21 protein-coding genes are annotated in these 22,642 nt (G+C 68.9%); 19 read left to right on the top strand and 2 right to left on the bottom strand.

The genetic code is table 11. The annotated features are described in order from the left end of the window. Positions 1-117: 117 nt before the first annotated feature. The 15 genes from AC3ITM_RS03105 to pncB all read left to right on the top strand — a co-directional run bounded on the left by AC3ITM_RS03105 (position 118) and on the right by pncB (position 16,059). Positions 118-1,971, top strand: coding sequence for a S8 family peptidase (locus AC3ITM_RS03105; RefSeq protein ID WP_489268366.1), 1,854 nt, complete (start codon positions 118-120; stop codon positions 1,969-1,971). Positions 1,972-2,094: 123 nt separating this feature from the next. Further along, on the top strand, positions 2,095-3,822 hold the full coding sequence (gspE, locus tag AC3ITM_RS03110; RefSeq protein WP_489268368.1) for a type II secretion system ATPase GspE: 1,728 nt from the start codon (positions 2,095-2,097) through the stop codon (positions 3,820-3,822). 37 nt (positions 3,823-3,859) lie between these two features. Then, positions 3,860-5,080, top strand: coding sequence for a type II secretion system protein XpsF (xpsF, locus tag AC3ITM_RS03115; RefSeq protein WP_489268370.1), 1,221 nt, complete (start codon positions 3,860-3,862; stop codon positions 5,078-5,080). Between the two features lie 44 nt (positions 5,081-5,124). Next, positions 5,125-5,559, top strand: a complete 435-nt coding sequence (gspG, locus tag AC3ITM_RS03120) for a type II secretion system major pseudopilin GspG (RefSeq protein WP_228885678.1) — start codon at positions 5,125-5,127, stop codon at positions 5,557-5,559. A gap of 84 nt (positions 5,560-5,643) precedes the next feature. Continuing rightward, positions 5,644-6,063 (top strand): type II secretion system protein XpsH, encoded by a 420-nt coding sequence (gene xpsH, locus AC3ITM_RS03125; RefSeq protein ID WP_489270015.1) that lies wholly within the window; start codon positions 5,644-5,646, stop codon positions 6,061-6,063. Next, positions 6,060-6,476, top strand: coding sequence for a type II secretion system protein XpsI (gene xpsI, locus AC3ITM_RS03130; protein ID WP_489268371.1), 417 nt, complete (start codon positions 6,060-6,062; stop codon positions 6,474-6,476). The genes xpsH and xpsI overlap by 4 nt, the downstream gene beginning before the upstream one ends. Beyond that, complete coding sequence (locus tag AC3ITM_RS03135; protein WP_489268372.1) at positions 6,473-7,123, top strand: prepilin-type N-terminal cleavage/methylation domain-containing protein; 651 nt, start codon at positions 6,473-6,475, stop codon at positions 7,121-7,123. The genes xpsI and AC3ITM_RS03135 overlap by 4 nt, the downstream gene beginning before the upstream one ends. Beyond that, positions 7,120-7,983 (top strand): type II secretion system minor pseudopilin, encoded by an 864-nt coding sequence (locus AC3ITM_RS03140; RefSeq protein WP_489268374.1) that lies wholly within the window; start codon positions 7,120-7,122, stop codon positions 7,981-7,983. The genes AC3ITM_RS03135 and AC3ITM_RS03140 overlap by 4 nt, the downstream gene beginning before the upstream one ends. Continuing rightward, a complete protein-coding gene (locus AC3ITM_RS03145) occupies positions 7,980-9,137 on the top strand; it encodes a PilN domain-containing protein (RefSeq protein WP_489268376.1) in 1,158 nt (385 codons plus the stop codon). The genes AC3ITM_RS03140 and AC3ITM_RS03145 overlap by 4 nt, the downstream gene beginning before the upstream one ends. Then, entirely contained in the window at positions 9,112-9,894 is a 783-nt protein-coding gene (gspM, locus tag AC3ITM_RS03150; protein WP_489268377.1) for a type II secretion system protein GspM, read from the top strand. Before AC3ITM_RS03145 ends, gspM begins: the two co-directional genes overlap by 26 nt. Then, positions 9,884-10,672: a hypothetical protein gene (locus tag AC3ITM_RS03155; protein ID WP_489268378.1), complete on the top strand. Its 789-nt coding sequence runs from the start codon at positions 9,884-9,886 to the stop codon at positions 10,670-10,672. Before gspM ends, AC3ITM_RS03155 begins: the two co-directional genes overlap by 11 nt. 10 nt (positions 10,673-10,682) lie before the next feature. Next, entirely contained in the window at positions 10,683-12,902 is a 2,220-nt protein-coding gene (gene gspD, locus AC3ITM_RS03160; protein ID WP_489268379.1) for a type II secretion system secretin GspD, read from the top strand. 103 nt (positions 12,903-13,005) lie between these two features. After that, complete coding sequence (locus tag AC3ITM_RS03165; protein ID WP_489268381.1) at positions 13,006-13,866, top strand: glycosyltransferase family 2 protein; 861 nt, start codon at positions 13,006-13,008, stop codon at positions 13,864-13,866. Next, positions 13,863-14,699: a glycosyltransferase family 2 protein gene (locus AC3ITM_RS03170; RefSeq protein WP_489268383.1), complete on the top strand. Its 837-nt coding sequence runs from the start codon at positions 13,863-13,865 to the stop codon at positions 14,697-14,699. The genes AC3ITM_RS03165 and AC3ITM_RS03170 overlap by 4 nt, the downstream gene beginning before the upstream one ends. 181 nt (positions 14,700-14,880) lie before the next feature. Next, complete coding sequence (pncB, locus tag AC3ITM_RS03175) at positions 14,881-16,059, top strand: nicotinate phosphoribosyltransferase (RefSeq protein ID WP_489268385.1); 1,179 nt, start codon at positions 14,881-14,883, stop codon at positions 16,057-16,059. Between the two features lie 33 nt (positions 16,060-16,092). Here the strand turns inward: pncB and AC3ITM_RS03180 are convergent, their stop codons facing one another. Both AC3ITM_RS03180 and ettA read right to left on the bottom strand, forming a co-directional pair. Further along, a complete protein-coding gene (locus AC3ITM_RS03180; RefSeq protein WP_489268386.1) occupies positions 16,093-17,409 on the bottom strand; it encodes an NCS2 family permease in 1,317 nt (438 codons plus the stop codon). 380 nt (positions 17,410-17,789) lie between these two features. Then, a complete protein-coding gene (gene ettA, locus AC3ITM_RS03185) occupies positions 17,790-19,454 on the bottom strand; it encodes an energy-dependent translational throttle protein EttA (RefSeq protein WP_176990420.1) in 1,665 nt (554 codons plus the stop codon). A gap of 237 nt (positions 19,455-19,691) precedes the next feature. Between ettA and AC3ITM_RS03190 the strand changes: the two genes are divergently transcribed. The 4 genes from AC3ITM_RS03190 to nrdR all read left to right on the top strand — a co-directional run bounded on the left by AC3ITM_RS03190 (position 19,692) and on the right by nrdR (position 22,634). Further along, positions 19,692-20,165, top strand: coding sequence for an RcnB family protein (locus AC3ITM_RS03190; RefSeq protein ID WP_489268389.1), 474 nt, complete (start codon positions 19,692-19,694; stop codon positions 20,163-20,165). 163 nt (positions 20,166-20,328) lie between these two features. Continuing rightward, positions 20,329-21,582, top strand: a complete 1,254-nt coding sequence (glyA, locus tag AC3ITM_RS03195; RefSeq protein ID WP_489268391.1) for a serine hydroxymethyltransferase — start codon at positions 20,329-20,331, stop codon at positions 21,580-21,582. Further along, the gene (locus AC3ITM_RS03200; protein WP_489268392.1) at positions 21,582-22,022 is read left to right on the top strand and encodes a hypothetical protein; all 441 of its coding nucleotides are present in this window, start codon (positions 21,582-21,584) and stop codon (positions 22,020-22,022) included. The genes glyA and AC3ITM_RS03200 overlap by 1 nt, the downstream gene beginning before the upstream one ends. Positions 22,023-22,115: 93 nt before the next feature. Beyond that, a complete protein-coding gene (gene nrdR / locus AC3ITM_RS03205) occupies positions 22,116-22,634 on the top strand; it encodes a transcriptional regulator NrdR (protein ID WP_228885661.1) in 519 nt (172 codons plus the stop codon). The last annotated feature ends 8 nt before the right edge of the window (positions 22,635-22,642 follow it).

Consider the following 22,642-nt stretch of genomic DNA (forward strand, 5'->3'; position numbering starts at 1 on the left):
GCAATGCAAGGCCTGAGGGGGCGGGTCACGGGAACCCTGGCCAGGGCCGGCCAGGGAACTCGCATGGAATGTTGGCCTGAACAGTCGTTTGATCATGACCTTGAAGAGGATTTCAACGTGACCAGTAAGCAGAACCTTCGCATCAACGTGCTGGCAGCCGCCGTGCTGTCGCTCTCCGTCGGCGCCAGCGCCTACGCCGCCGGCCTGCCGGTCAAGGAACCGGTCCGCCAGTCCGCCGCTGCCCAGCAGGGCGTGGAGCGCATCATCGTCAAGTACCGCACCGGCACCGCCGCGTCCACCGACCGGTCGGCCAAGCTGGCCGCGGTGCAGTCGGCGGTGGCGCGTGCCAGCCTGGGTGCCGCCGCCGGCCGCGCGGCCGGCGCAAGCCCGCAGCACGTGCGCAAGCTCGGCACCGGTGCCGACCTGATCCGCCTGCAGGGCCGCCTCAGTGCCGTCGAGCTGCAGAAGGTGCTGAAGGAAATCAAGGCCGATCCGTCGGTCCAGTACGCCGAAGCGGACGTCAAGCTGCAGCGCGTGGACGTCCGCCCGCGCGAAGCGACCCCGCAGCTGGTGCCCAACGACCCGTACTACGCGCAGTACCAGTGGCACCTCAACAGCGCCACCGGTGGCATCAACGCTCCGGCCGCGTGGGACGTCGCCCAGGGTGAGGGAGTGGTGGTAGCCGTGCTCGACACCGGCATCCTGCCGCAGCACCCGGACTTCTCCGGCAACCTGCTGGCCGGCTACGACTTCATCAGCGATGCGGAAACCTCGCGCCGCGCCACCGACGAGCGCGTGCCCGGCGCGCTGGACTACGGCGACTGGGTCGAGAACGACAACGAGTGCTATGCCGGCTCGCTGGCCGAAGACAGCTCCTGGCACGGCACCCACGTGGCCGGCACCATCGCCGAATCGACCAACAACGGGGTGGGCATGGCGGGCGTTGCCTACAAGGCGCGCGTGCTGCCGGTGCGCGTGCTTGGCAAGTGCGGTGGCTACCTGTCCGACATCGCCGACGCCATCACCTGGGCGTCCGGTGGCACCGTGGCCGGGATTCCGGCCAACGCCAATCCGGCCGAAGTCATCAACATGAGCCTGGGCGGCGGCGGTGCGTGCGATGCAGCCTACCAGGACGCGATCAACGGCGCGGTGTCGCGCGGCACTACCGTGGTGGTCGCAGCCGGCAACCAGGCCTCCAATGCGTCCGGCTATCGTCCGGCAAGTTGCGCGAACGTGGTTTCGGTCGGCGCTACCCGCATCACCGGCGGCATCGCCTACTACTCCAACTTCGGTACGGTGGTGGATCTGTCCGGTCCCGGCGGCGGCGGCAGCGTGGACGGCAACCCGGGCGGCTACGTCTGGCAGTCCGGCTACGACGGCACCACCACCCCGACCTCCGGTGCTTACAGCTACATGGGCATGGGCGGCACCTCGATGGCCTCACCGCACGTGGCGGCGGTGGCGGCTCTGGTGCAGGGCGCGCTGGCGGCGGCCGGCAAGGACCCGCTGACCCCGGCACAGCTGGAGACCCTGCTCAAGCAGACCGCACGCACCTTCCCGGTCACCATTCCGGCTGCCACCCCGATCGGGACCGGCATCGTCAATGCCAAGGCCGCGTTGGACAAGGCATTGGAAGAAGAGTGCACCGAGAACTGTGGCCCGACCGCGACGCCGTTGACCAACAAGGTGGCGGTGACCGGTCTCAGCGGCGCCGGCGGCAGCGAAGCGCTGTACAGTTTCGACGCGCAGGCAGGCAAGAAGCTCAGCCTGATCACCTACGGCGGCAGCGGCAACGTGTCGCTGTACGTCAGCCAGGGCAAGGAGCCGACCGCCACCGTGTACGACGCCAAGTCGACCCGCCCGGGCAATAGCGAAACCGTACGCTTCAACGCGCCGGTCACCGGGACGTACTACATCAAGCTGGTGGGCGAGTCCGCGTTCAGCGGCGTGAGCATCCTTGCCAACCAGTAATACTGCGTGTGTGGCTGCGGGAGCCCGTCTTGTGACGGGCTCCCGTTTTTTCATCGGCACGTGGCCCGGCGCGTCTGGCGTCGCGGCGAACTGCTAAAGTCGCGGGGTCGCCAGGAGAGCTTCGTGAACGCGGTAACCCACGATCCCACTGCAGAATCCGACGCGGAAACCCGCATCGTCGAGGTATTGCTGCGCAACGGACGCCTGAAGGACGGCGACCTGGCGCGTGCCCGCCCGTTGCACCGCCAGGCCGGCGGCAGCCTGCTGCAGTTGCTGGTGCGCCTGGGCCTGGTGTCTGAACGCGACCATGCCCAGACCAGCGCAGAGGTGCTGGGCCTGCCGCTGCTGGAGGCCAAGTCCGTCCCCGAAGCGCCGCCCGAATCGCTGCTCGACGCGTTGCCGCTGTCGCTGCGTTTCCTCAAACAATTCCATGTCTGCCCACTGGCCCTGCACGATGGCGTGCTGCAGCTGTGGGTCAGCGATCCACACGACCCGTATGCGGCGCAGGCGGTGCGCCTGGCAATGGGCACGCCGGTGCGCCTGCAGGTCGGCCTGCGTTCGGAGATCGACGACCTGATCGAACGCTGGTATGGCCAGGGCCGCAGTGCGATGGGCGCGATCATCGAAACCGCCGACGGCGAGGGCACGGTGATCGACGACATCGAACACCTGCGCGACCTGGCTTCCGAAGCGCCGGTGATCCGCCTGGTCAACCTGGTGATCCAGCGTGCGTTTGAACTGCGCGCCTCGGACATCCACATCGAACCGTTCGAGAACCGGCTCAAGGTGCGCTACCGCGTCGATGGCGTGTTGATCGAGGGCGAGAGCCCGCCGGCCAACCTGACCGCGGCGGTGATCAGCCGGGTCAAGATCATGGCCCGGCTCAACATCGCCGAGCGCCGCCTGCCGCAGGATGGCCGGATCATGCTGCGCGTGCAGGGCAAGGAGCTGGACCTGCGGGTGAGCACGGTGCCTACCGCGCACGGCGAAAGCGTGGTGATGCGCCTGCTCGACCGCGACACGGTGGTATTCGATTTCCACCGCCTGGGCTTCACCGATGCCTTCCTGCCGCAGTTCCGCCGGGTGCTGGAGCAGCCGCACGGGATCCTGCTGGTGACCGGCCCGACCGGTTCGGGCAAGACCACCACGCTGTACACCGCGCTGAGCCAGCTCAACACCGCCGACGTCAAGATCATCACCGTCGAAGACCCGGTCGAATACCAAATCGAAGGCATCAACCAGATCCAGGCCAAGCCGCAGATCGGGCTGGATTTCGCCAATGCGCTGCGCAGCATCGTGCGCCAGGACCCGGACATCATCATGATCGGCGAAATGCGCGACCTGGAAACGGCGCGCATCGCCATCCAGTCCGCGCTGACCGGCCACCTGGTGCTGTCCACGCTGCACACCAACAACGCCGCCGGTGGCATCACCCGCCTGCTCGACATGGGCGTGGAAGACTACCTGCTGACCTCCACCATCAACGGCATCCTGGCCCAGCGCCTGGTGCGCCGGCTGGAGCCGCAGCATGCGCTGCGCTACCCGGCCTCGCCCGAGCAGATCGAAAAGTTCGGCCTGCGCCGGCTGCAGCCCGATGGCGAGATCTTCCTGTACCGCGCCCAGCCCTCGGCGCTGGCGCCTACCGGGTACCACGGCCGCACCACCATCATGGAGTTCCTGGTGATGAACGATGCGCTGCGCGGCGCGGTGATGCGCCGCGCCGGCATGGGCGAGATCGAACAGCTGGCACGCGCGGCCGGCATGCGCACCATGTACGAGGATGGCCTGTCCAAGGCGTTGCTGGGCCTGACCACGATCGAGGAAGTGCTGCGCGTGACGGAGGAATCCTGATGCGCCGTGGACACATCCGGCAGGGCGGCCGCTGAGCATGGCGCAGTACCGCTACAAGGCGTTGAACGCGCACGGCGAGCTGTTCGACGGCCAGATGGAGGCTGCCAGCGAGGCTGACGTGGTCGCGCGCCTGCAGGACCAGGGCCACCTGCCGATGGAGGCGCGGTTGGCCAGCGAGGGCGTGGCCAGCGCCACCTCGTGGGCGGCGCTGCTGCGGCGCAAGCCGTTCGATGGAGCCGCACTGCTGCAGTTCACCCAGCAGCTGGCCACCCTGCTCGGTGCCGGGCAACCGCTGGACCGCGCGCTGAGCATCCTGCTGGAGCTGCCCGAGGACGAGCGCAGCCGACGGGTGATCACCGACATCCGCGATGTGGTGCGCGGCGGCGCGGTGTTGTCCTCGGCGCTGGAACGCCAGCATGGGCTGTTCTCGCGCCTGTACGTCAACATGGTGCGCGCCGGCGAGGCCGGTGGCAGCCTGCACGACACCCTGCAGCGGTTGTCGGACTACCTGGAGCGCAGCGCCGAACTCAAGGGCCGGGTGATCAACGCGTTGATCTACCCGGCGATCCTGCTGGCGGTGGTTGGCGGGGCGCTGCTGTTCCTGCTGGGCTACGTGGTGCCGCAGTTCGCGCTGATGTACGAAAGCCTGGATGTGGCATTGCCGTGGTTCACCCAGTGGGTGCTCAGCGCCGGGCTGGTGGTGCGCGATGGCTGGCTGGCCTTCATCGTGGTGCCGGCGCTGGCCGCCCTGGTGCTGGAGCGCAAGCTGCGCCAGCCGGCGTTCCGCCTGGCGATGGATGGCTGGCTGCTGCAGCGCAGGGGCATCGGCGCGCTGCTGGCCAAGCTGGAAACCGCGCGGCTGGCGCGCACCCTGGGCACGCTGCTGCGCAATGGCGTGCCGCTGCTGGCCGGGCTGGGCATCGCCCGCAACGTGCTCGGCAACCGCGCGCTGGCCGCCGATGTGGATACCGCCAGCGACGAGGTCAAGAACGGCAACGGCCTGTCGGTGTCGCTGGCGCGCGGCAAGCGGTTCCCGCGGCTGGCGCTGCAGATGATCCAGGTCGGCGAGGAGTCCGGTGCGCTGGACACCATGCTGCTCAAGACCGCCGATACCTTCGAACAGGAAAGCGCACGCGCGATCGACCGACTGCTGTCGGCGCTGGTGCCGGTGATCACCCTGGTACTGGCCTCGGTGGTCGGCCTGGTGATCGTGGCGGTGCTGGTGCCGTTGTACGACCTGACCAATGCCATCGGCTGACCGGCCGTGGTGAATGACAACCCGATGCCCTGCAAGGAGCCGATATGACCCACCGCCGCAAGCTCACCCGTTTCGCTTCGCCGCGCCACCAGTCGGGCATGAGCCTGCTGGAAATCATCATCGTGATCGTGCTGATCGGCGCGGTGCTGACCCTGGTCGGCAGCCGCGTGCTCGGCGGCGCCGACCGCGGCAAGGCCAACATCGCCAAGTCGCAGATCCAGACCGTGGCCGGCAAGGTCGAGAACTACCAGCTGGACACCGGCAAGCTGCCGGCCAAGCTCGACGACCTGGTCACCCAGCCCGGTGGCAGCAGCGGTTGGTTGGGCCCGTACGCCAAGCCGGCCGAACTCAACGATCCGTGGGGCAATGCGCTGGAATACCGCGTGCCCGGCGAGGGCCAGCCGTTCGACCTGATCAGCCTCGGCAAGGATGGCAAGGTCGGCGGCAGCAGCTACGACGCGGACATCAAGTACGAGTAAGCGCCCTTGGCCCGTTCCGCATCCCCGCGCAGGCTCCGGCCCTACCGCGCGCCTCCGGGCGCGCGCGGGATGTCGCTGCTGGAAATGCTGCTGGTGGTGGCGCTGATCGCCGTCGTCGGGGTGGTCACCGCAGCGGCGATGAGCGGCGGCATCGACGGCCTGCGCCTGCGCACGGCCGGCAAGGAACTGGCCAGCCAGCTGCGCTATACCCGTACCCAGGCCATCGCCCGTGGTGAGCGGCAGCGGTTCCTGATCGACCCGCAGGCACGCACCTGGCAGGCCCCCAACGGCCGCCACGGCACCTTGCCGGCCGCGCTGGAAGTGCGCTTCCGCGGTGCCCGCGAAGTGGCCGTTGCGCCCAGCCAGGGCGCCATCGCGTTCTACCCCGATGGCGCCTCCAGCGGCGGCGGCATCGAATTGCAGGTACGCGATGCGGTCTGGAAGATCGACGTCGGCTGGATCACCGGCGAAGTGCGCTCGGGCCAGCCGCGGGGCGGCCGATGAAGCGTCAGCGCGGTTACTCGTTGCTGGAGGTGATCGTGGCCTTCGCGCTGCTGGCGCTGGCCCTGACCCTGCTGCTGGGCAGCCTGTCCGGTGCCTCCCGCCAGGTCGGGCAGGCCGAACTGCGCAGCCGCGCGGTGCTGCATGCCCAATCGCTGTTGGCTACCACCGGGGTGATCGAACCGTTGCAGCAGGGCGAACGCAGCGGGCAATGGGAAGACGGCCGTTACCACTGGCGGCTGCAGGTGGAGCCTTACGTGGACGCCCGCGCCGACGCGCTGGCCGCCGCCGACACCGTGGCCGGGCCGGTGCTGGCGCAGCTGACCCTGCAGGTGTGGTGGGGCCAGGCCGACGCCCAGCGCCTGCAGTGGCGCAGCCTGCGCCTGTTGCCGGCCAACGCGGGCACGCTGCGATGAGCCGGCCGGTGCGCGCGCCGCGCGGCTTCACCCTGATCGAAGTGCTGCTGGCCACCGCCCTGCTGGTCGGTGGCCTGGCGCTGGCCTTCGCCACGGTGCGCTCGGCCTTGGCGATCACCCAGCGCGGCGAGCGGATGGCCGCGCACAACGAACGCATGCGCGCGGTCGAAGGCTTCCTGCGCCGACGTTTGACCATGGCCATGCCGACCGCGACCACGCCGCCGGACCCGACCCGCGAACCGGTGTACTTCCTGGGCCAGCCGCAGCAGCTGCTGTTCGTCTCGGACCTGCCCGGCTATCTCGGCCGTGGCGGCCCCTATGTGCATGACCTGCAGGTCCGCGGCAGCGGCGATGCGCAGCGGCTGGAACTGGCGCTGACCCTGGTGCAGAACGGCGAACAGATCCAGGAAGACCCGCCGCGCGCCCCGGAGGTGCTGGCCGATGGGCTGCGCGCGGTGCGTTTCCAGTACCGTGGCATCGACCCGCGCAACGGCGAACTGGGCGACTGGCAGGACCGCTGGGAAGACACCCGGCGCCTGCCGAGCCTGGTCTGGATCAGCGTCACCCCGCGCCAGGGCCCGCCGTGGCCGCCGATGGTGGCCGCGCTGGCCCAGGCGCAGGGTCAGGCGCGCGGGCTGCAGCGATGAACCGTACCCGTGGCGCGGCGCTGGTGCTGGTGTTGTGGTTGATCGCGCTGTTGACCGCGGTGGTCGGCGCGTTCGCGCTGAGCGCGCGCATCGAACACATGCAGCAGCGGGTCACCGGCGATGATGCGATCGGCCAGGAACATGCCCGCGCCGGCCTGGAATATGCGCTGTACCGGCTGCAGCCCAGCGCCACGCGCCCGCCGTGGCTGGCCGACGGGCGCCGCTACCGCTGGCAGTTCGACGCGCGCCGGATCGACCTGCGGATCATCGATGAGAACGGCAAGATCAATCTCAACCTGGCCGATGCCACCCTGCTGGCCGCGTTCCTGCGTGCCATGGGCCAGCCCCCCGAGCGCGCCACGCAGCTGGCCGGGGCGATCGTGGACTGGCGCGATGCCGACAGCCTGACCCAGCCCGGCGGTGGCGCCGAACTGCCCGACTATCTCGCCGCCGGCCTGCCGTATGGCCCGCGCAACAACCGCTTTGAGACGCTGGGCGAACTGCAGCGCGTGCTCGGCATGGACAATGCCCTGTATGAACGGCTGGAGCCGATGCTGACCCTGTACAGTCGACAGCCGCGCCCCGATCCGCGCTTTGCCGCCGGCCCGGTGCTGACCGCGCTGGGGCTGGATGCCGAGGCGCTGCTTGCCCAGCGCGAACAGACCGGCAACGGCGAAGATGGAAACGTGACCGGCCCAACGCTTGCCAGCGGCAGCGGCACCTATAGTATCGAGAGCCGCGCAATGGATGCGCGCGGCCGCGTGTCGGTCCTGCGTGGCGTGGTGCGGATGGGTACGGCGGGCACGCCGGGGACGACTTACACAGTACTTCGCTGGGAACAGGGAATGGCAGCACGATGACGGCATGGCGGGACAGTCTGGTGCGGGCGCGGGAACAGATGGCGCCGGGCGTGGGCAACGGGCTGCGCTGGTGGCGGCGTTCGCTGCTGGCCTGGTTGCCCGAGCGTTGGCAATGGGCGCTGGGCTGGTCGCGTTCGCGGCTGCTGCTGCAGCACGACGGCGACCGCCTGGTGCTGCAGCGCGATACCGGCACGCGCTGCGATGCCGTGCTTGAACTGCCCTGGCCGCAAACCCCGCAGGCACTGGAACAACGGTTGGATGCCCGCCTGCGGACCTTGCCGCGGCATTGGCTGCTGCCACCGGGCGCGGCCCTGCGCCGGCCGCTGCGCCTGCCGGCGGCCGCCGCCACGCGGCTGCGCGACGTGGTCCGATTCGAGATCGACCGGCAGACCCCGTTCGAGCCGGCGCAGGTCAGCTATGACGTGCGCGAGCTGGGCGTCCTGGAAGACGGCCAGCTGCAGGTCGAACTGGTGGTGATGCCGCGGCTGGCGCTGGAGCAATGGGCCGGGCAGGTCGGTCCCTGGGCGCAGGGCCTGGCCGGGGTGGACGTGGCCGACGCCGATGGCCAGCCGCTGGGCGTGAACCTGTTGCCGGCCGAGCAGCGCCAGACCACGCGCGATCCGATGCGGCGCTGGAACCTGATCCTGGCCGTCGCGGCGCTGGTGCTGCTTGCGCTGGCCGGCCAGCAGATCCTGGCCAACCGCCAGGCCGCCGCCGATGCGTTGCGCGCGCAGGTCGATGCCGCCGCGCGCCAGGCGCGCACGGTGGCCGCGCAACGCCAGCAGCTGCAGAACCTGGTCGACGGCGCGGCCTTCCTGGAACAGCAGCGCGGCGCGCATGCCAGCACCGTGGAGCTGTGGAACGAACTGACCCGCCTGCTGCCCGACGGCACCTACCTGGAAAAGCTCTCGGTCGAGGGCAACACCCTGCAGCTGATCGGGCTCAGCCGCGAAGCCGCGCAGCTGGTACCGCTGCTGCAGGACTCGCCGCTGTGGCGCAAGGTCAACCTGACCGGCGTGCTGCAGGCCGATGGCGGCGCCAGTGGCCGCGACCGCTTCACCCTCACCGCCGAACTGCAGCCGCTGCCCGGCGCACCGGTTGCCGCCACGCCTGCCACGGAGGTTGCCGATGGCAGTGCCGACCACACGCCGTGACCGCTGGCTGGCGCTGGCGCTGCTGCTGGCGGTGATCGCCGCAGCCTACCTGGTGCTGGTGCACCCCTGGTTCACCGTACCGCTGCAGGCGATCAATGCCGATATCGCCACCTTGCAGGAGCGCCAGCAACGCGTGCAGGCACAGCTGCAGCAGCGCGGCCAGGTCGCCCAGGCCCTGCAGCAGGTGCGCAGCGCCCTGGCCGAGCGCCCCGGTTTCCTGCGCGAAGCCACCGCCGAATCGGCCGCCGCCGCGCTGTCCTCGCGCCTGCAGGACGCGGTCGCTTCGGCCAGCCCGGGCAACCGCAGCTGCGTGATCAGCAACCGCTCGCCGCTGCAGGACACCCGCGCCGATGCGGCGTTCCCGCGGGTGGCGTTGCAGGTGCGGCTGCGCTGCGGCGTGCCGGAAATGGCCGCGGTGCTGCATACCCTGGAAACCGGCAGCCCACGGCTGCTGGTGGGCAATCTCAACCTGCTGGCCCAGCGTTTCCAGCAATCGCCCAATGAAGCCGGCACCGGGCTGGATGTGTCCTTCGAACTGGTAGGGTACCTGCAGCCGGATGCGCTGGCCGACAGCAACACCGCCAGCGCGGCGGCGCCGGCCACCCCGGCCGGCACCGGGCTTGCCCCGGCAGCGGCGATGGCGGTGCCGCCGGACCCGCAGGCCCCGCACGAGGAGGCCTCCCGCGCCGCCGATGCTGCCGCCGACGCCGCTACCGACGCGGCCGGCGGCGGGGAGGAGGACAGCCATGAAGATTGAACTGGCCTCGTTGCGCAGCGGCTGGCTGGGGGTGGTGGTGCTGTGGGCGGCCGCGATCTGGGTGGCCAGCCTGTTCGGGCTGGGCGGGCGGATCGCCGCCGCCGACGGCACCGCGCGCGGCGCGGCGGCGCTGCCGGTACTGGCGCCGGCCGCACCGGAACGCATCGCCTCGGCCCAGGCCTATGCCGAGATCGGCGCGCGCCCGTTGTTCGCCGAAGACCGCAAGCCGCGCCCGTACCTGCTGGGCGGCAGCGAGCCGGGCGCATCGAGCACGGTCAGTCTGACCGGGGTGCTGCTCACCGGCGAGTTCGGCATGGCGATCCTGACCACCGACCAGAAGCAGTCGCTGCGGCTGCGCCTCAATGGCGAGCCGGTCAACGGCTGGCAGCTGCTGTCGCTGGCACCGCGCAGCGCCACGGTCAGTGGCCCGGGCGGCACCCAGACCCTGGAGTTGAACGTCTTCAACGGGCAGGGCGGTGAGCCGCCGACGGTGCTGGTCAACACTGCCAATGGCCCGCGGGTACCGCCGGCCGGTGCCGGTGTGGCGCCGCCGCCCCCGGTTCCCGCCCCGGCCGCCCCACGGCCTGTGCCCCCACCGGTGGCTACGGCCATGCCTGCACCGGCACCGGCACCGGCGCCGGCCGCCCCGGCCCAGGGCCCCAGTGACGAGCAGATGCAAGCCATCCGCGCGCGCATCCAGGCGCGCCGCCAGCAGCTGCAACAACAGCAGCAACAGTCGCAGCAACCGCCCGCGGGCGGCTCCGGCAAAAACAACTAGAGTGCAAAGCATGACACTGCGTCTTTTCTCCCCGCGTCATTTCTGCCTGTCACTCGCCGTGGCCCTGCTGGTGGGCTGCGCCACGGTGCCGGCACCGGAAGTACGCCGCAACGCGGCATCGGACGGCGGCCACCAGGTGGTGGCCGGCGACGGCTCGCATGACGGCGTTGCCGCCGAGCCGCTGGCCGACAGCGGCGCCCCGCAGGCGGTAATCCGGCGCGGCAGCGGCACCATGATCAACCGCAGCGCGGCCGCGGCGGCGGCCCCGTCGCTGTCCCAGGCCGGCAGCGGCCAGGCCACCTTCAACTTCGAAGGCGAGTCGGTGCATGCCGTGGTCAAGGCGATCCTGGGCGACATGCTCGGACAGAACTACGTGATCGCCCCGGGCGTGCAGGGCACCGTCACCCTGGCCACGCCCAAGCCGGTGTCCTCGGCGCAGGCGCTGAACCTGCTGGAGATGGTGCTGGGCTGGAACAACGCGCGCATGGTCTACAGCGGCGGGCGCTACAACATCGTCGCCGCCGACCAGGCTTTGGCCGGTACGGTCGCCCCCAGTACCGCGCCGGCGTCCAGCGCACGCGGTTTCGAGGTGCGCGTGGTGCCGCTGCAGTTCATCTCGGCCACCGAGATGAAGAAGGTGCTCGAGCCGTATGCGCGCCCGAACGCGATCGTCAACGTCGACAGCGGGCGCAACGTGATCACCCTGGGCGGTACCCGCACCGAACTGGAGAACTACCTGCGCACGGTGGAGATCTTCGACGTGGACTGGCTGTCGGGGATGTCGGTGGGCGTGTTCCCGATCCAGACCGGCAAGGCCGAGCAGGTCGCCGCCGATCTGGAAAAGGTGTTCGGCGAAGAAAGCAAGACCCCCAGCGCCGGCATGTTCCGTTTCCTGCCGCTGGAGAACGCCAACGCGGTGCTGGTGATCACCCCGCAGGTGCGCTACCTGGACCAGATCCAGCAATGGCTGGAACGTATCGACACCGCCGGCGGCAGCGCCCGCCTGTTCTCCTATGAGCTGCGCTACGTCAAGGCCAAGGACCTGGCCGAGCGCCTGGCCGAAGCCTTCGCCAACGAAAACAGCCGGGGCGGCCGCGGCAGTGGCGGTGGCAGCGGCGCGCTGGCCCCGGGCGGCTCGCAGATGGACCTGGGCAGCGGCGACCGCAACAACACCTCCTTCAACAACAACGGCACCGGCGGCAGTGGCAGCGGCGGGCTGGGCAACGGCACCTTGAACCTGCCGCAGCGCCAGTCCGGCAACGCCAGCTTCAGCCTGGAAGTGCAGGGCGATACCGTCGGCGTGTCGGCGGTGGAGGAAACCAACACCCTGCTGGTGCGCTCCACCCCACAGGCCTGGCGCTCGATCCGCGAGGTGATCGAGAAGCTCGACGTGATGCCGATGCAGGTGCATATCGAGGCGCAGGTGGCCGAAGTGGCGCTGACCGGCGACCTCAGCTACGGCGTCAACTGGTTCTTCGAACAGGCCGTGACCACCGGCAAGACCGAAAGCGGCATCGACCTGCCCAGCGCGCTGGGCAGGTCGATCTGGGGCAGCATTTCCGGCACGGTCGGCGGCACCGGCGTCGGCTGGACCTTCCTGGGCAAGAACGCCGCCGCGGTGGTCAGCGCGCTGGACAAGATCACCAACCTGCGCCTGCTGCAGACCCCGTCGCTGTTCGTGCGCAACAACGCCGAAGCCACCCTCAACGTGGGCACCAAGATTCCGATCAACTCGGTCTCGGTCAACACCGGCACCGGCGGCGACAACACCTACAGCCAGGTGCAGTACCTGGACACCGGCGTGATCCTCAAGGTACGCCCGCGGATCACCCGCGACGGGGTGGTGTTCCTGGATATCGTGCAGGAAGTCAGCTCGGCCGGCGCCACCCCGTCCGGCTGCGACCCGACCAAGACCACCTGCAACCCGCCGATCAACACCCGCAAGATTTCCACCGAGGCGGCGGTGCAGAGCGGGGACACCATCATGCTGGCCGGGCTGATCACCGACAACGCCGAGAGTGGCTCCAATGGCGTGCCCGGGCTGAGCAAGATTCCGGTGCTGGGTGCGCTGTTCGGCAGCAAGTCCCAGAAGAGCGGGCGCTCGGAAGTGATCGTGCTGCTGACCCCGACCATCGTGCGCAACGCCCAGGAATCGCGCGACCTCACTGACGAGTACAGCAGCCGCTTCCGCGCGATGGAGCCGTTCCCGGAACGCAAGAGCAAGCGTTGAGCCGCCGCGCGTCGCCCCGACGCCGGCCGCGCCTGCTACGCTGCGGGCAAACGGCGGCCGGCTGGACCGGGCCGCCGCCCGACCGCCGCGCACAGGGGGACTGATGGGGACGATCGTGTTGTTGCCGATCGGGGTCGATGACAGCGCCCTGGACCGTTGCCTGGGTGCGCTCGATGCCGGCACGCCCGCCGATACCGCGCTGTGGCTGGCCGATGACGGCCAGGCCGGGCCGCGCGCGCAGGCGGTGATCGAGCACTGGCTGGCGCAGACCCCGTTGCGTGCCGAGTACACCCGGCGCGCGCGCGGCATCGGCGAGGTCGCGCACCTGGATGAAATGCTGCGCGCCTGTGCCGGCGCCGACGTGGTGGTGCTGGCGCCCGATGCGGTGCCCGCGCCGGGCTGGCTGCTGCAGTTGGAGGCCTGTTTTGCCCGCGATGCCTCGATCGGCTCGGCCACGCCCTGGTGCAACAGCGGCGAGACCGCCGCCTGGCCACGGCTGGGCGAGATCAACCCGCTGCCCGACGACCTGGCGGCGCTGGCCCAGGCCTGCGCCGCGCTGCCACCGCAGCATCCCGAGCTGCCCTCGGCGGTGGCCCACGCGGTGCTGCTGCGCGGCAACGCGCGGCGCAAGGCCGGCGGGCTGGACATGCACAGCTACGGTTCGTGGAACGCCGCCCTGGTCGACCTCAGCCTGCGCATGGCCGGGCTGGGCTGGCGCAATGCGCTGTGCGAAACCGCCTTCGTGGCCCGCGCCGAGGAGGCGCGGGCGTACGAGGGCGACCTGGATGCGCTGGGCACGCGCTGGCCGGGCTGGCAGCCGCGGCTGGCCGCGTTCCTGATGGCCGACCCGCTGCGGCAGCAGCGCGAGGCCCTGCAGCAGTTGCACCGGCAGGCGATAATGCCGCGGTCGCAGGGCGATCTGTTCGCCGTGCCCGCCACCGCCCCACCGGAGCAACCTGCTTGAGCCCAGCCATCGCCGCGATCATCGTCAGCTACCAGAGTGCCAGCACGCTGGAGGGCTGCCTGGCCCGGTTGCGCGCCGCCGAGGGCGTGGCGGAAATCCGCGTGGTCGACAACGGCTCCACCGATGCCACCCTGGAGATCGTGCAGCGCCATGCCAGCGCCGACCCGCGCGTGCGCTTCATCGCCAACCCGGACAACCCCGGTTTCGCTGCCGCCAACAACCAGGGCGTGGCCGACAGCCATTCGCCGTGGTTGGCCTTCATCAACCCGGACCTGCTGGTCGAGCGCGATACGCTGGCCCAGCTATGCCAGCGCGCGGCCGCCATCGGCGACTGCCTGCTGGGGGTCGAGCAGGTCGACGAACAGGGCCAGCCCGATGCCGCGGTACGTCGCCGCGATCCGGATTTCGGCGCGATGCTGCGTTCGCCCGGGCAGGGCGCGCGGCTGGCGATCCCGGCCGACCCCGGCCAGGCGCTGCAGCCGGTACCGGCGTTGTCCGGTGCGCTGCTGCTGATGCCGCGCGCGTTGTTCGACCGCATCGGCGGTTGGGATGCCGGCTACCGCCTGCATGCCGAGGACCTGGACCTGTGCCGGCGCGTGCGCCAGGCCGGTGGCCAGGTGGCCATTGCCAACGATCTGCAGGTGGTGCATGTGCGCGGGGTGTCCAGCCGCTCGCGGCCGTTCTTCGTGGAATGGCACAAGCACCGCGGCCTGTGGCGCTACTTCCGCAAGTTCGAGGCCGGCCAGCGCAGCCTGCCGGTACAGGGCGCGGTGTGGGCCGCGATCTGGGCGCACGCGCTGGTGCAGGTACCGCGACTGCTGCGCGCGCGGTAGCTGCCGACCGTTGGCCGGCAGGCGTACCGGCAGGCACTGGCCGTTGCCGGGCACCGGTATCGACCAACGGTCGGTACCTACCCTGAATTGCCACCCATTCCGATAGGTACCCGCCGTTGGTGGGTACTTCCACGCAGGCGCATACTTCCACTGCGCAACCCCCCACGCGCATGGATCCCCCATGATCATCCAGTCCCTGCTCGACACCGACCTGTACAAGTTCACCATGATGCAGGCGGTGCTGCACCAGCATCCCGGCGCCCAGGTCCAGTACCGTTTCAAGTGCCGCACCTCCGGCATCGACCTGGCCCGCTACATCGACCAGATCAACGAGGAAATCGACCACCTGTGCCGGCTGCGCTTCAGCGCCGACGAACTGGAATACATGCGCGGGCTGCGTTTCGTCAAAGCCGATTTCGCCGATTTCCTCGGCCTGTTCCACCTGGACCGCAAGTACATCCAGCTGCGGCCCTCGGCCAGCGTGCCCGGCGAGATCGAGCTGGACATCACCGGCCCGTGGCTGCACACCATCCTGTTCGAAGTGCCGCTGCTGGCGATCATCAACGAAGTCTGGTTCCGCAACACCACCACCGCCGATTTCGCCGAGGGCGAGCGCCGGCTGCAGGCCAAGACCGCGCTGCTGCGCGATACGCCCGGCTTCGAGCTGTGCCGCATTGCCGACTACGGCAGCCGCCGCCGCTATTCGCGCCACTGGCATGCGCGCATGCTGCCGCTGCTGCGCGATGCGCTGGGCGCGCAGTTCGTGGGTACCAGCAACGTGCATTTCGCCCGCCTGTACGGCATGACCCCGCACGGCACCATGGCCCATGAGTACCTGCAGGCGTTCCAGGCGCTGGGCCCGCGGCTGCGCGATTCGCAGGTGGCCGCGCTGGAGTCGTGGGCGCGCGAGTACCGCGGCGATCTCGGCATCGCCCTGTCCGACGTGGTCGGGCTGGATGCGTTCCTGCGCGACTTCGACATGTATTTCTGCAAGCTGTTCGATGGCGTACGCCACGATTCGGGCGACCCGTTCGCCTGGGGCGACCGCATGCTTGCCCACTTCAAGGATCGCCGCGTGGACCCGCGCAGCAAGGTACTGGTGTTCAGCGATGGCTTGAACATCGAAAAGGTGATGCAGCTGTTCGACTATTTCCGCGGCCGCTGCCAGGTGGCGTTCGGGGTGGGCACGCACCTCACCAACGACCTGGGGCCGACCCCGCTCAACATCGTGATCAAGATGGTCCGCTGCAACGGCCAGCCGGTGGCCAAGCTCAGTGATTCGCCCGGCAAGAGCATGTGCGACGACCCCGGTTACCTAGCCTATCTGCGCCAGGTGTTCCAGCTGCCGCCCGAGCGGTAGGTGCCGGCCGTTGGTCGGCACGCAACTCCCCGGTCATTCCAGCGCGTAACGCAGCACGAACAGCCCGGCCACCAGCCACACCGCCGGATGCACCTCGCGCCAGCGGCCGGTGCCGGCCTTGAGCACGGCGTAGGCGATGAAGCCGAAGGCCAGGCCATTGGCGATGGAGTAGGTGAACGGCATCGCCAACGCACACAGCGCGGCCGGCACCGATTCGGTCACATCGCTCCATTCCACGTCGACCAGTTCGCGCAGCATCAGCCCGGCCACGAACAGCAGGGCCGGCGCGGTGGCATAGCCGGGGACCATCTTGGCCAGCGGCGAGAACAGCAGCGCGGCCAGGAACAGGCCGGCCACCACCAGCGCGGTCAGTCCGGTTCGGCCACCGGCCTGCACGCCCGAGGCGCTTTCGGCAAACGCGGTGGTGCTGCTGGTGCCCAGCAGCGAGCCGGCCACGATCGCGGTGCTGTCGGCCAGCAGGGCCCGGCCGAAACGCTTCGGTGCGCCCGGCAGCTTGAGCAGGCCGGCACGGCCGACCACGCCGTAGAGGGTGCCGGTGGCGTCGAATACTTCCACCAGCACGAACACCAGCACCACCTGCAGCAGCACCGCCACCGGCGCGCCGCCGTCGTGGTGCAGCAGGCCGGGCAGGTCCAGCTGCAGGAAGGTGGGCGCCAGGCTCGGCGGCAGCGACATGAAACCGACGTAGGCCACATCGCCGAGCAGCCATGCCGCAGCGGTGACCGCCAGGATGCCGATCAGGATCGCACCGCGCACGCGGCGCGCTTCCAGGATGGCGATCAGCAGGAAGCCGGCCAGCGCCAGCAGCGGCGGGGCGGTATCGAGCGGGCCGAGTGCGACCAGGGTGTCGGTGTTGGCGATGATCACCCCGGACTTCTGCAGCGCGATGATCGCCAGGAACAGGCCGATGCCGGCCACGATCGCCGCGCGCAGCGAGGCCGGAATACCCGCCACCAGCCAGGCGCGCACGCCGGTCAGCGACAGGACCAGGAACACCAGCCCGGAAATGAACACGGCCGCTAATGCCTGCTGCCACGGCAATCCGGCGGCACCGACCACGGTGAAGGCGAAGAACGCATTCAAGCCCATGCCCGGGGCCATGCCGACCGGGAAGTTGGCCGCGAAGGCCATCACCAGCGATCCCAGTGCCGCGGCCAGGCAGGTGGCCACGAATACCGCGTCGGGGTCCATGCCGGTGGTGGCCAGGATGTCCGGGTTGACGAAGACGATGTAGGACATCGTCAGGAAGGTGGTCAGCCCGGCCAGCAGCTCGGTGCTCACCGAGGTGCCGTGCTGTTTCAGCTGGAACAGGCGTTCAAGCGATTTCATGGCAGGTATCCAAGGAATGGCCATTCACTGGAGAGGAGAGCGGCGGCGTTTCGATCGCTACGTGCTGGGGAGGCCGACAGGCAGCCCCGCTCCGGGACACGCCGCAAGTACGTCCGTGTAGGCTGCGCCAAAACATCCATGTTTTGGAGCGTCCCTCCGGGGGCTGCCTGTCGGCCTCCCCCGGGTGAATCGTGTGGTTCGGCTGGAGAACGCGTAGAGCCGCGCCGTGCGCGGCTGGTCTTGCCGCCACGCCACACGATGTCCCGGAGTGGGGGTACCCGGACACCTCCCCCAGCCCATAGCAATGAGGCGCTGCTCTTCGCTGATCGAATCGGACATCAAAAAAAACGGCCGCGCAGGGCGCAGCCGTTTTTCCCTTCTTACTTCAGCGCCTTGAAGCGCAGGCGCTTGGGTGCGGCGTCGTCGCCCATGCGGCGGCGCTTGTCCTCTTCGTACTCGCGGTAGTTGCCCTGGAAGAACTCCACGTGCGAGTTGCCTTCGAACGCCAGGATGTGGGTGGCGATGCGATCCAGGAACCAGCGGTCATGCGAAATCACGAAGGTGTTGCCCGGGAACTCCAGCAGCGCATCTTCCAGCGCGCGCAGGGTTTCGATGTCCAGATCGTTGGACGGTTCATCGAGCAGCAGCACGTTGCCACCCTGCAGCAGGGTCTTGGCCATGTGCAGGCGGCCGCGCTCACCACCGGACAGCGAGCCGACCAGCTTCTGCTGGTCCTGGCCCTTGAAGTTGAAGCGGCCGATGTAGGCGCGCGACTGGATCTCCACGCCGTTGATGTTGAGGATGTCCAGGCCGCCGGCGATTTCCTGGAAGACGTTGTGGTTGCCTTCCAGCGCGTCGCGGCTCTGGTCCACGTAGGACAGCTTGACCGTCGGGCCGACCACGATCTCGCCGGTATCGGGCTTTTCCTGGCCCGTGATCATCTTGAACAGGGTCGACTTGCCGGCACCGTTGGGACCGATGATGCCCACGATCGCGCCGCCCGGCACCAGGAAGTTCAGGTCGTCGAACAGCAGGCGATCACCGAACTTCTTGGAGACATTCTTGAACTCCATCACCGCATTGCCCAGGCGCTCGCCCGGCGGGATGAAGATTTCATTGGTTTCGTTGCGCTTCTGGTAATCCACCGACTGCAGCTCTTCCAGGCGGGCCAGACGGGCCTTGCCCTTGGTGCGGCCACCCTTGGCGTTCTGGCGCGACCATTCCAGTTCCTTCTGGATCGCCTTCTGGCGGGACTTTTCCTGGTTGTCTTCCTGGCGCAGGCGGTCGTCCTTCTGGGTCAGCCAGTCGGTGTAGTTGCCCTTCCACGGAATGCCGCGGCCGCGGTCCAGTTCCAGGATCCACTCGGCGGCGTTGTCCAGGAAGTAACGGTCATGGGTGACGGCCACCACGGTGCCGGTGTAGCGCGCCAGGAATTGTTCCAGCCATTCCACCGACTCGGCGTCCAGATGGTTGGTCGGTTCATCGAGCAGCAGCATGTCCGGCTTCTGCAGCAGCAGGCGGCACAGCGCAACGCGGCGCTTCTCGCCGCCGGACAGGGTGCCGACCACCGCTTCCCACGGCGGCAGGCGCAGCGCATCGGCGGCCACGTCCAGCTGGTTTTCCAGGGTGTGCGCGTCGCCGGCGGCCAGGATCGCCTCCAGGCGCTCCTGTTCCTTGGCCAGCTTGTCGAAGTCGGCGCCTTCCTCGGCATAGGCCAGGTACACCGCGTCCAGCGCGGCCTGGGCCTGCAGCACCTCGCCCACGCCTTCCTCGACCGATTCGCGCACGGTCTTGGTCGGGTCCAGCTCCGGTTCCTGGGCCAGGTAGCCGACCTTGATGCCGGCCTGCGGGCGGGCTTCGCCCTCGAAGTCGGTATCCACGCCGGCCATGATCTTGAGCACCGTGGACTTGCCCGAGCCGTTCAGGCCCAGCAGGCCGATCTTGGCACCCGGGAAGAACGACAGCGAAATGTCCTTGATGATCTGCCGCTTGGGCGGGACCACCTTGCTGACGCGGTTCATGGTGTAGATGTATTGCGAGGACATGAGGTCTCCGAAGACGCAGCCCTGCCCCCGTTCCATGGGAACAGGGGCAGGATGAAAAGGGGTACCGCCGATTATAGCCGGAAGCGGTGCCGGCCGCCGTTGGCCCCCGCCCGGCCGGGGCTTGCCGGGGCCTGAACAGGCCGTCAAGGCCCTTGAAAGGGAAACCGTTTCCAGCTGGAAACCGTTCAGATGACGTCAGCATGATGGGAGCCATCAATCCACCAAGCGAGGCCAATCATGCGTATGAATCGAATTGTGGTCGGGACCGTGGCCTCGCTGCTGGCCCTGGGCATGGCCGCCCCGGCCTTCGCCGACAACGACCGTGGCCGCGGGCATGACCGTCATGACCGTCATGACCGCCATGACCGCCACGACGACCGCCATGACCGGCATGATCGCCGCGAATGGCGCGACGATCGCCGCCAGAGCCACCACGACCGCCGGTATTACGACAACCGTGGCTACTACCGCCCGGCCCCGCCGCCGCGGGTGGTCTACCGCGGCGGGCATGGCCACGGCTATGGCTGGGCGCGCGGCCACCGCTACCGCGAGTATTACGGCGGCCCGGTCTACGTGGTCAACGACTACAGCCGCTACTCGGTGCGCCGCCCGCCCTACGGGCATCACTGGATCCGCGACGACCGCGGCAACCTGCTGCTGGTGGCCATCGCCACCGGCATCATCGCCGACTACGTGATCAACAACCGCTGACCCCCGGGTATCACCCGGCTGGCATCGACGGCGCCCTGCGGGGCGCCGTCCTGCGTCCGGGCCCGGGCGCGGCCGGGCAGGGCCGGCGCAATTGGTCAGCCCCGCCCCCGCGGACTACAATCCAAGGCTCGCGCTGTACCCCCCTGCCTGCCTGGAGTAACCGATGTTCCCGCGTGACGTCCGCATCGAAACCTACGATCCCGAACTGGCCAAGGCCATCGCCGCCGAAACCCAGCGCCAGGAAGACCACGTCGAGCTGATCGCCAGCGAGAACTACACCAGCCCGGCGGTGATGGAAGCCCAGGGCAGCCAGCTGACCAACAAGTACGCCGAGGGCTACCCGGGCAAGCGTTACTACGGTGGCTGCGAGTACGTGGACATCGCCGAGCAGCTGGCCATCGACCGCCTCAAGCAACTGTTCGATGCCGACTACGCCAACGTGCAGCCGCACAGCGGCTCGCAGGCCAACCAGGCGGTGTACTTCGCGCTGCTGCAGCCGGGCGACACCATCCTGGGCATGTCGCTGGCGCACGGCGGCCACCTCACCCACGGGGCCAAGGTCAATGCCTCGGGCAAGCTGTTCAATGCCATCCAGTACGGTGTCGACGAAGCCGGCCTGATCGATTACGACGAAGTTGAACGGCTGGCGTTGGAACACAAGCCGAAGATGGTCGTGGCCGGTTTCTCGGCCTATTCGCAGGTCGTGGACTGGGCGCGCTTCCGCGCCATCGCCGACAAGGTTGGCGCCTTCCTGTTCGTGGACATGGCGCACGTAGCCGGCCTGGTCGCCGCCGGCGTCTACCCCAGCCCGCTGCCGCATGCCCACGTGGTCACCTCGACCACCCACAAGACCCTGCGCGGTCCGCGCGGCGGCATCATCATCGCCAAGGGAGCCAGCGAAGAGCTGCAGAAGAAACTGCAGTCGATCGTATTCCCGGGCATCCAGGGCGGCCCGCTGATGCACGTCATCGCCGCCAAGGCCGTGGCCTTCAAGGAAGCCCTGGAGCCGGGCTTCAAGGCCTACCAGCAGCAGGTGGTCAAGAATGCCCAGGCGATGGCGACTACGCTGATCGCGCGCGGCTACAAGATCGTGTCCGGCGGTACCGAGAACCACCTGATGCTGGTCGACATGATCGGCAAGGACGTCTCGGGCAAGGATGCCGAAGCCGCGCTCGGCAAGGCCCATATCACCGTCAACAAGAACTCGGTGCCCAACGACCCGCGTTCGCCGTTCGTGACCTCGGGCCTGCGCCTGGGCACGCCGGCGGTCACCACGCGCGGTTACCTGGAACAGGACTGCGTGGACCTGGCCAACTGGATCGCCGACGTGCTCGACGCCCCGGCCGACGAGGCGGTGATCGCCCGCGTCCGCGAGGCGGTCAGCGCGCAGTGCCGCAAGTACCCGGTCTACGGGTGATGCAGCTTGCCCGGCAGCGGCGCCTGTATATCGCGCAGGCACTGCTGCTGGGCATTCCGACCCTGGCCGCCGGGGGTAGCCTCGCGGCCGTTGCGGTCTATGTCTTTTTCGCCAACAACAGCTACATGGGCACCGTGGAAAGCCTGGTGCTGCTGGCCTGGGGGCTGTCGGGCCTCAGCGGCCTGCTGGGCTGGCTGTGGCTGAGCGGGGTCTACCTGCGGCACGGCTGCGACGGCCTGCGCCGCACCGGCCCGCTGGGATGGATCGGTATCGCACTGGGCGCAGCCGGCGCACTGGCGGTCATGGGTCTGATCGGCAGGATGTGGTGGGACGGCGACTGGCAGGCCCTGGTCTACCTGGTGGCCGGCCCGCTGCTGCTGGTTCCCAGCGCGCAGCTGGTGTGGATGCGCTGGCGGCGCACCCCGCCGCACGGAGCCTGACGGGCGTCTCTATTTGTATGCACCGGTCTTCTCAGGTACCGTTGCGACGCTGCCGTGACCACGGCATGACGTTTTCCTGATGCAAGGCGTTCCATGTACTGTCCGTTCTGCCAGCATGCCGATACCCGTGTGATCGATTCGCGCGTCTCTGAAGACGGGGCGACGATCCGGCGTCGGCGCGAGTGCGAGGCCTGCAACGAACGCTTCAGTACCCTGGAAACCATCGAATTGAAATTGCCGGCGATCGTCAAGAGCGACGGCAGCCGCGAGGCCTTCGATGCGCGCAAGCTGCGCAGTGGCTTCGACCGCGCGCTGCAGAAGCGCCCGGTGCCCGAAGACGAGATCGAACTGGCGGTGCGCGCGGTGATGCAGCAGGCGCGCATCTGCGGCGAACGCGAAATCCCCTCGATCAAGATCGGCGAGTTCGTGATGAACGAACTGCGCAAACTCGACCATGTCGCCTATGTGCGCTTCGCCTCGGTCTACCGCAGCTTCGGCGACGTGGCCGATTTCCGCGAGGAAATCGAAAAGCTCGAACGCGACCTGCCGGCCAGTACCGAACAGTTGCAGCTGCTCGATGTGATCGCGCTGGGCAAGAAGAAGAAAGGCTGACCGGCGCC

The organism is Stenotrophomonas sp. KH_029 (assembly GCF_057839765.1).

Bases quoted from the DNA above. Each gene is read 5' to 3' on its own strand.
- xpsF (WP_489268370.1), top strand. From the start codon at position 3,860: ATGGCGCAGTACCGCTACAAGGCGTTGAACGCGCACGGCGAGCTGTTC.
- gspG (WP_228885678.1), top strand. From the start codon at position 5,125: ATGACCCACCGCCGCAAGCTCACCCGTTTCGCTTCGCCGCGCCACCAG.
- xpsH (WP_489270015.1), top strand. From the start codon at position 5,644: ATGCTGCTGGTGGTGGCGCTGATCGCCGTCGTCGGGGTGGTCACCGCA.
- xpsI (WP_489268371.1), top strand. From the start codon at position 6,060: ATGAAGCGTCAGCGCGGTTACTCGTTGCTGGAGGTGATCGTGGCCTTC.
- AC3ITM_RS03135 (WP_489268372.1), top strand. From the start codon at position 6,473: ATGAGCCGGCCGGTGCGCGCGCCGCGCGGCTTCACCCTGATCGAAGTG.
- AC3ITM_RS03140 (WP_489268374.1), top strand. From the start codon at position 7,120: ATGAACCGTACCCGTGGCGCGGCGCTGGTGCTGGTGTTGTGGTTGATC.
- AC3ITM_RS03145 (WP_489268376.1), top strand. From the start codon at position 7,980: ATGACGGCATGGCGGGACAGTCTGGTGCGGGCGCGGGAACAGATGGCG.
- gspM (WP_489268377.1), top strand. From the start codon at position 9,112: ATGGCAGTGCCGACCACACGCCGTGACCGCTGGCTGGCGCTGGCGCTG.
- AC3ITM_RS03155 (WP_489268378.1), top strand. From the start codon at position 9,884: ATGAAGATTGAACTGGCCTCGTTGCGCAGCGGCTGGCTGGGGGTGGTG.
- gspD (WP_489268379.1), top strand. From the start codon at position 10,683: ATGACACTGCGTCTTTTCTCCCCGCGTCATTTCTGCCTGTCACTCGCC.
- AC3ITM_RS03165 (WP_489268381.1), top strand. From the start codon at position 13,006: ATGGGGACGATCGTGTTGTTGCCGATCGGGGTCGATGACAGCGCCCTG.
- pncB (WP_489268385.1), top strand. From the start codon at position 14,881: ATGATCATCCAGTCCCTGCTCGACACCGACCTGTACAAGTTCACCATG.
- AC3ITM_RS03180 (WP_489268386.1), bottom strand. From the start codon at position 17,409: ATGAAATCGCTTGAACGCCTGTTCCAGCTGAAACAGCACGGCACCTCG.
- ettA (WP_176990420.1), bottom strand. From the start codon at position 19,454: ATGTCCTCGCAATACATCTACACCATGAACCGCGTCAGCAAGGTGGTC.
- AC3ITM_RS03190 (WP_489268389.1), top strand. From the start codon at position 19,692: ATGCGTATGAATCGAATTGTGGTCGGGACCGTGGCCTCGCTGCTGGCC.
- glyA (WP_489268391.1), top strand. From the start codon at position 20,329: ATGTTCCCGCGTGACGTCCGCATCGAAACCTACGATCCCGAACTGGCC.
- AC3ITM_RS03200 (WP_489268392.1), top strand. From the start codon at position 21,582: ATGCAGCTTGCCCGGCAGCGGCGCCTGTATATCGCGCAGGCACTGCTG.
- nrdR (WP_228885661.1), top strand. From the start codon at position 22,116: ATGTACTGTCCGTTCTGCCAGCATGCCGATACCCGTGTGATCGATTCG.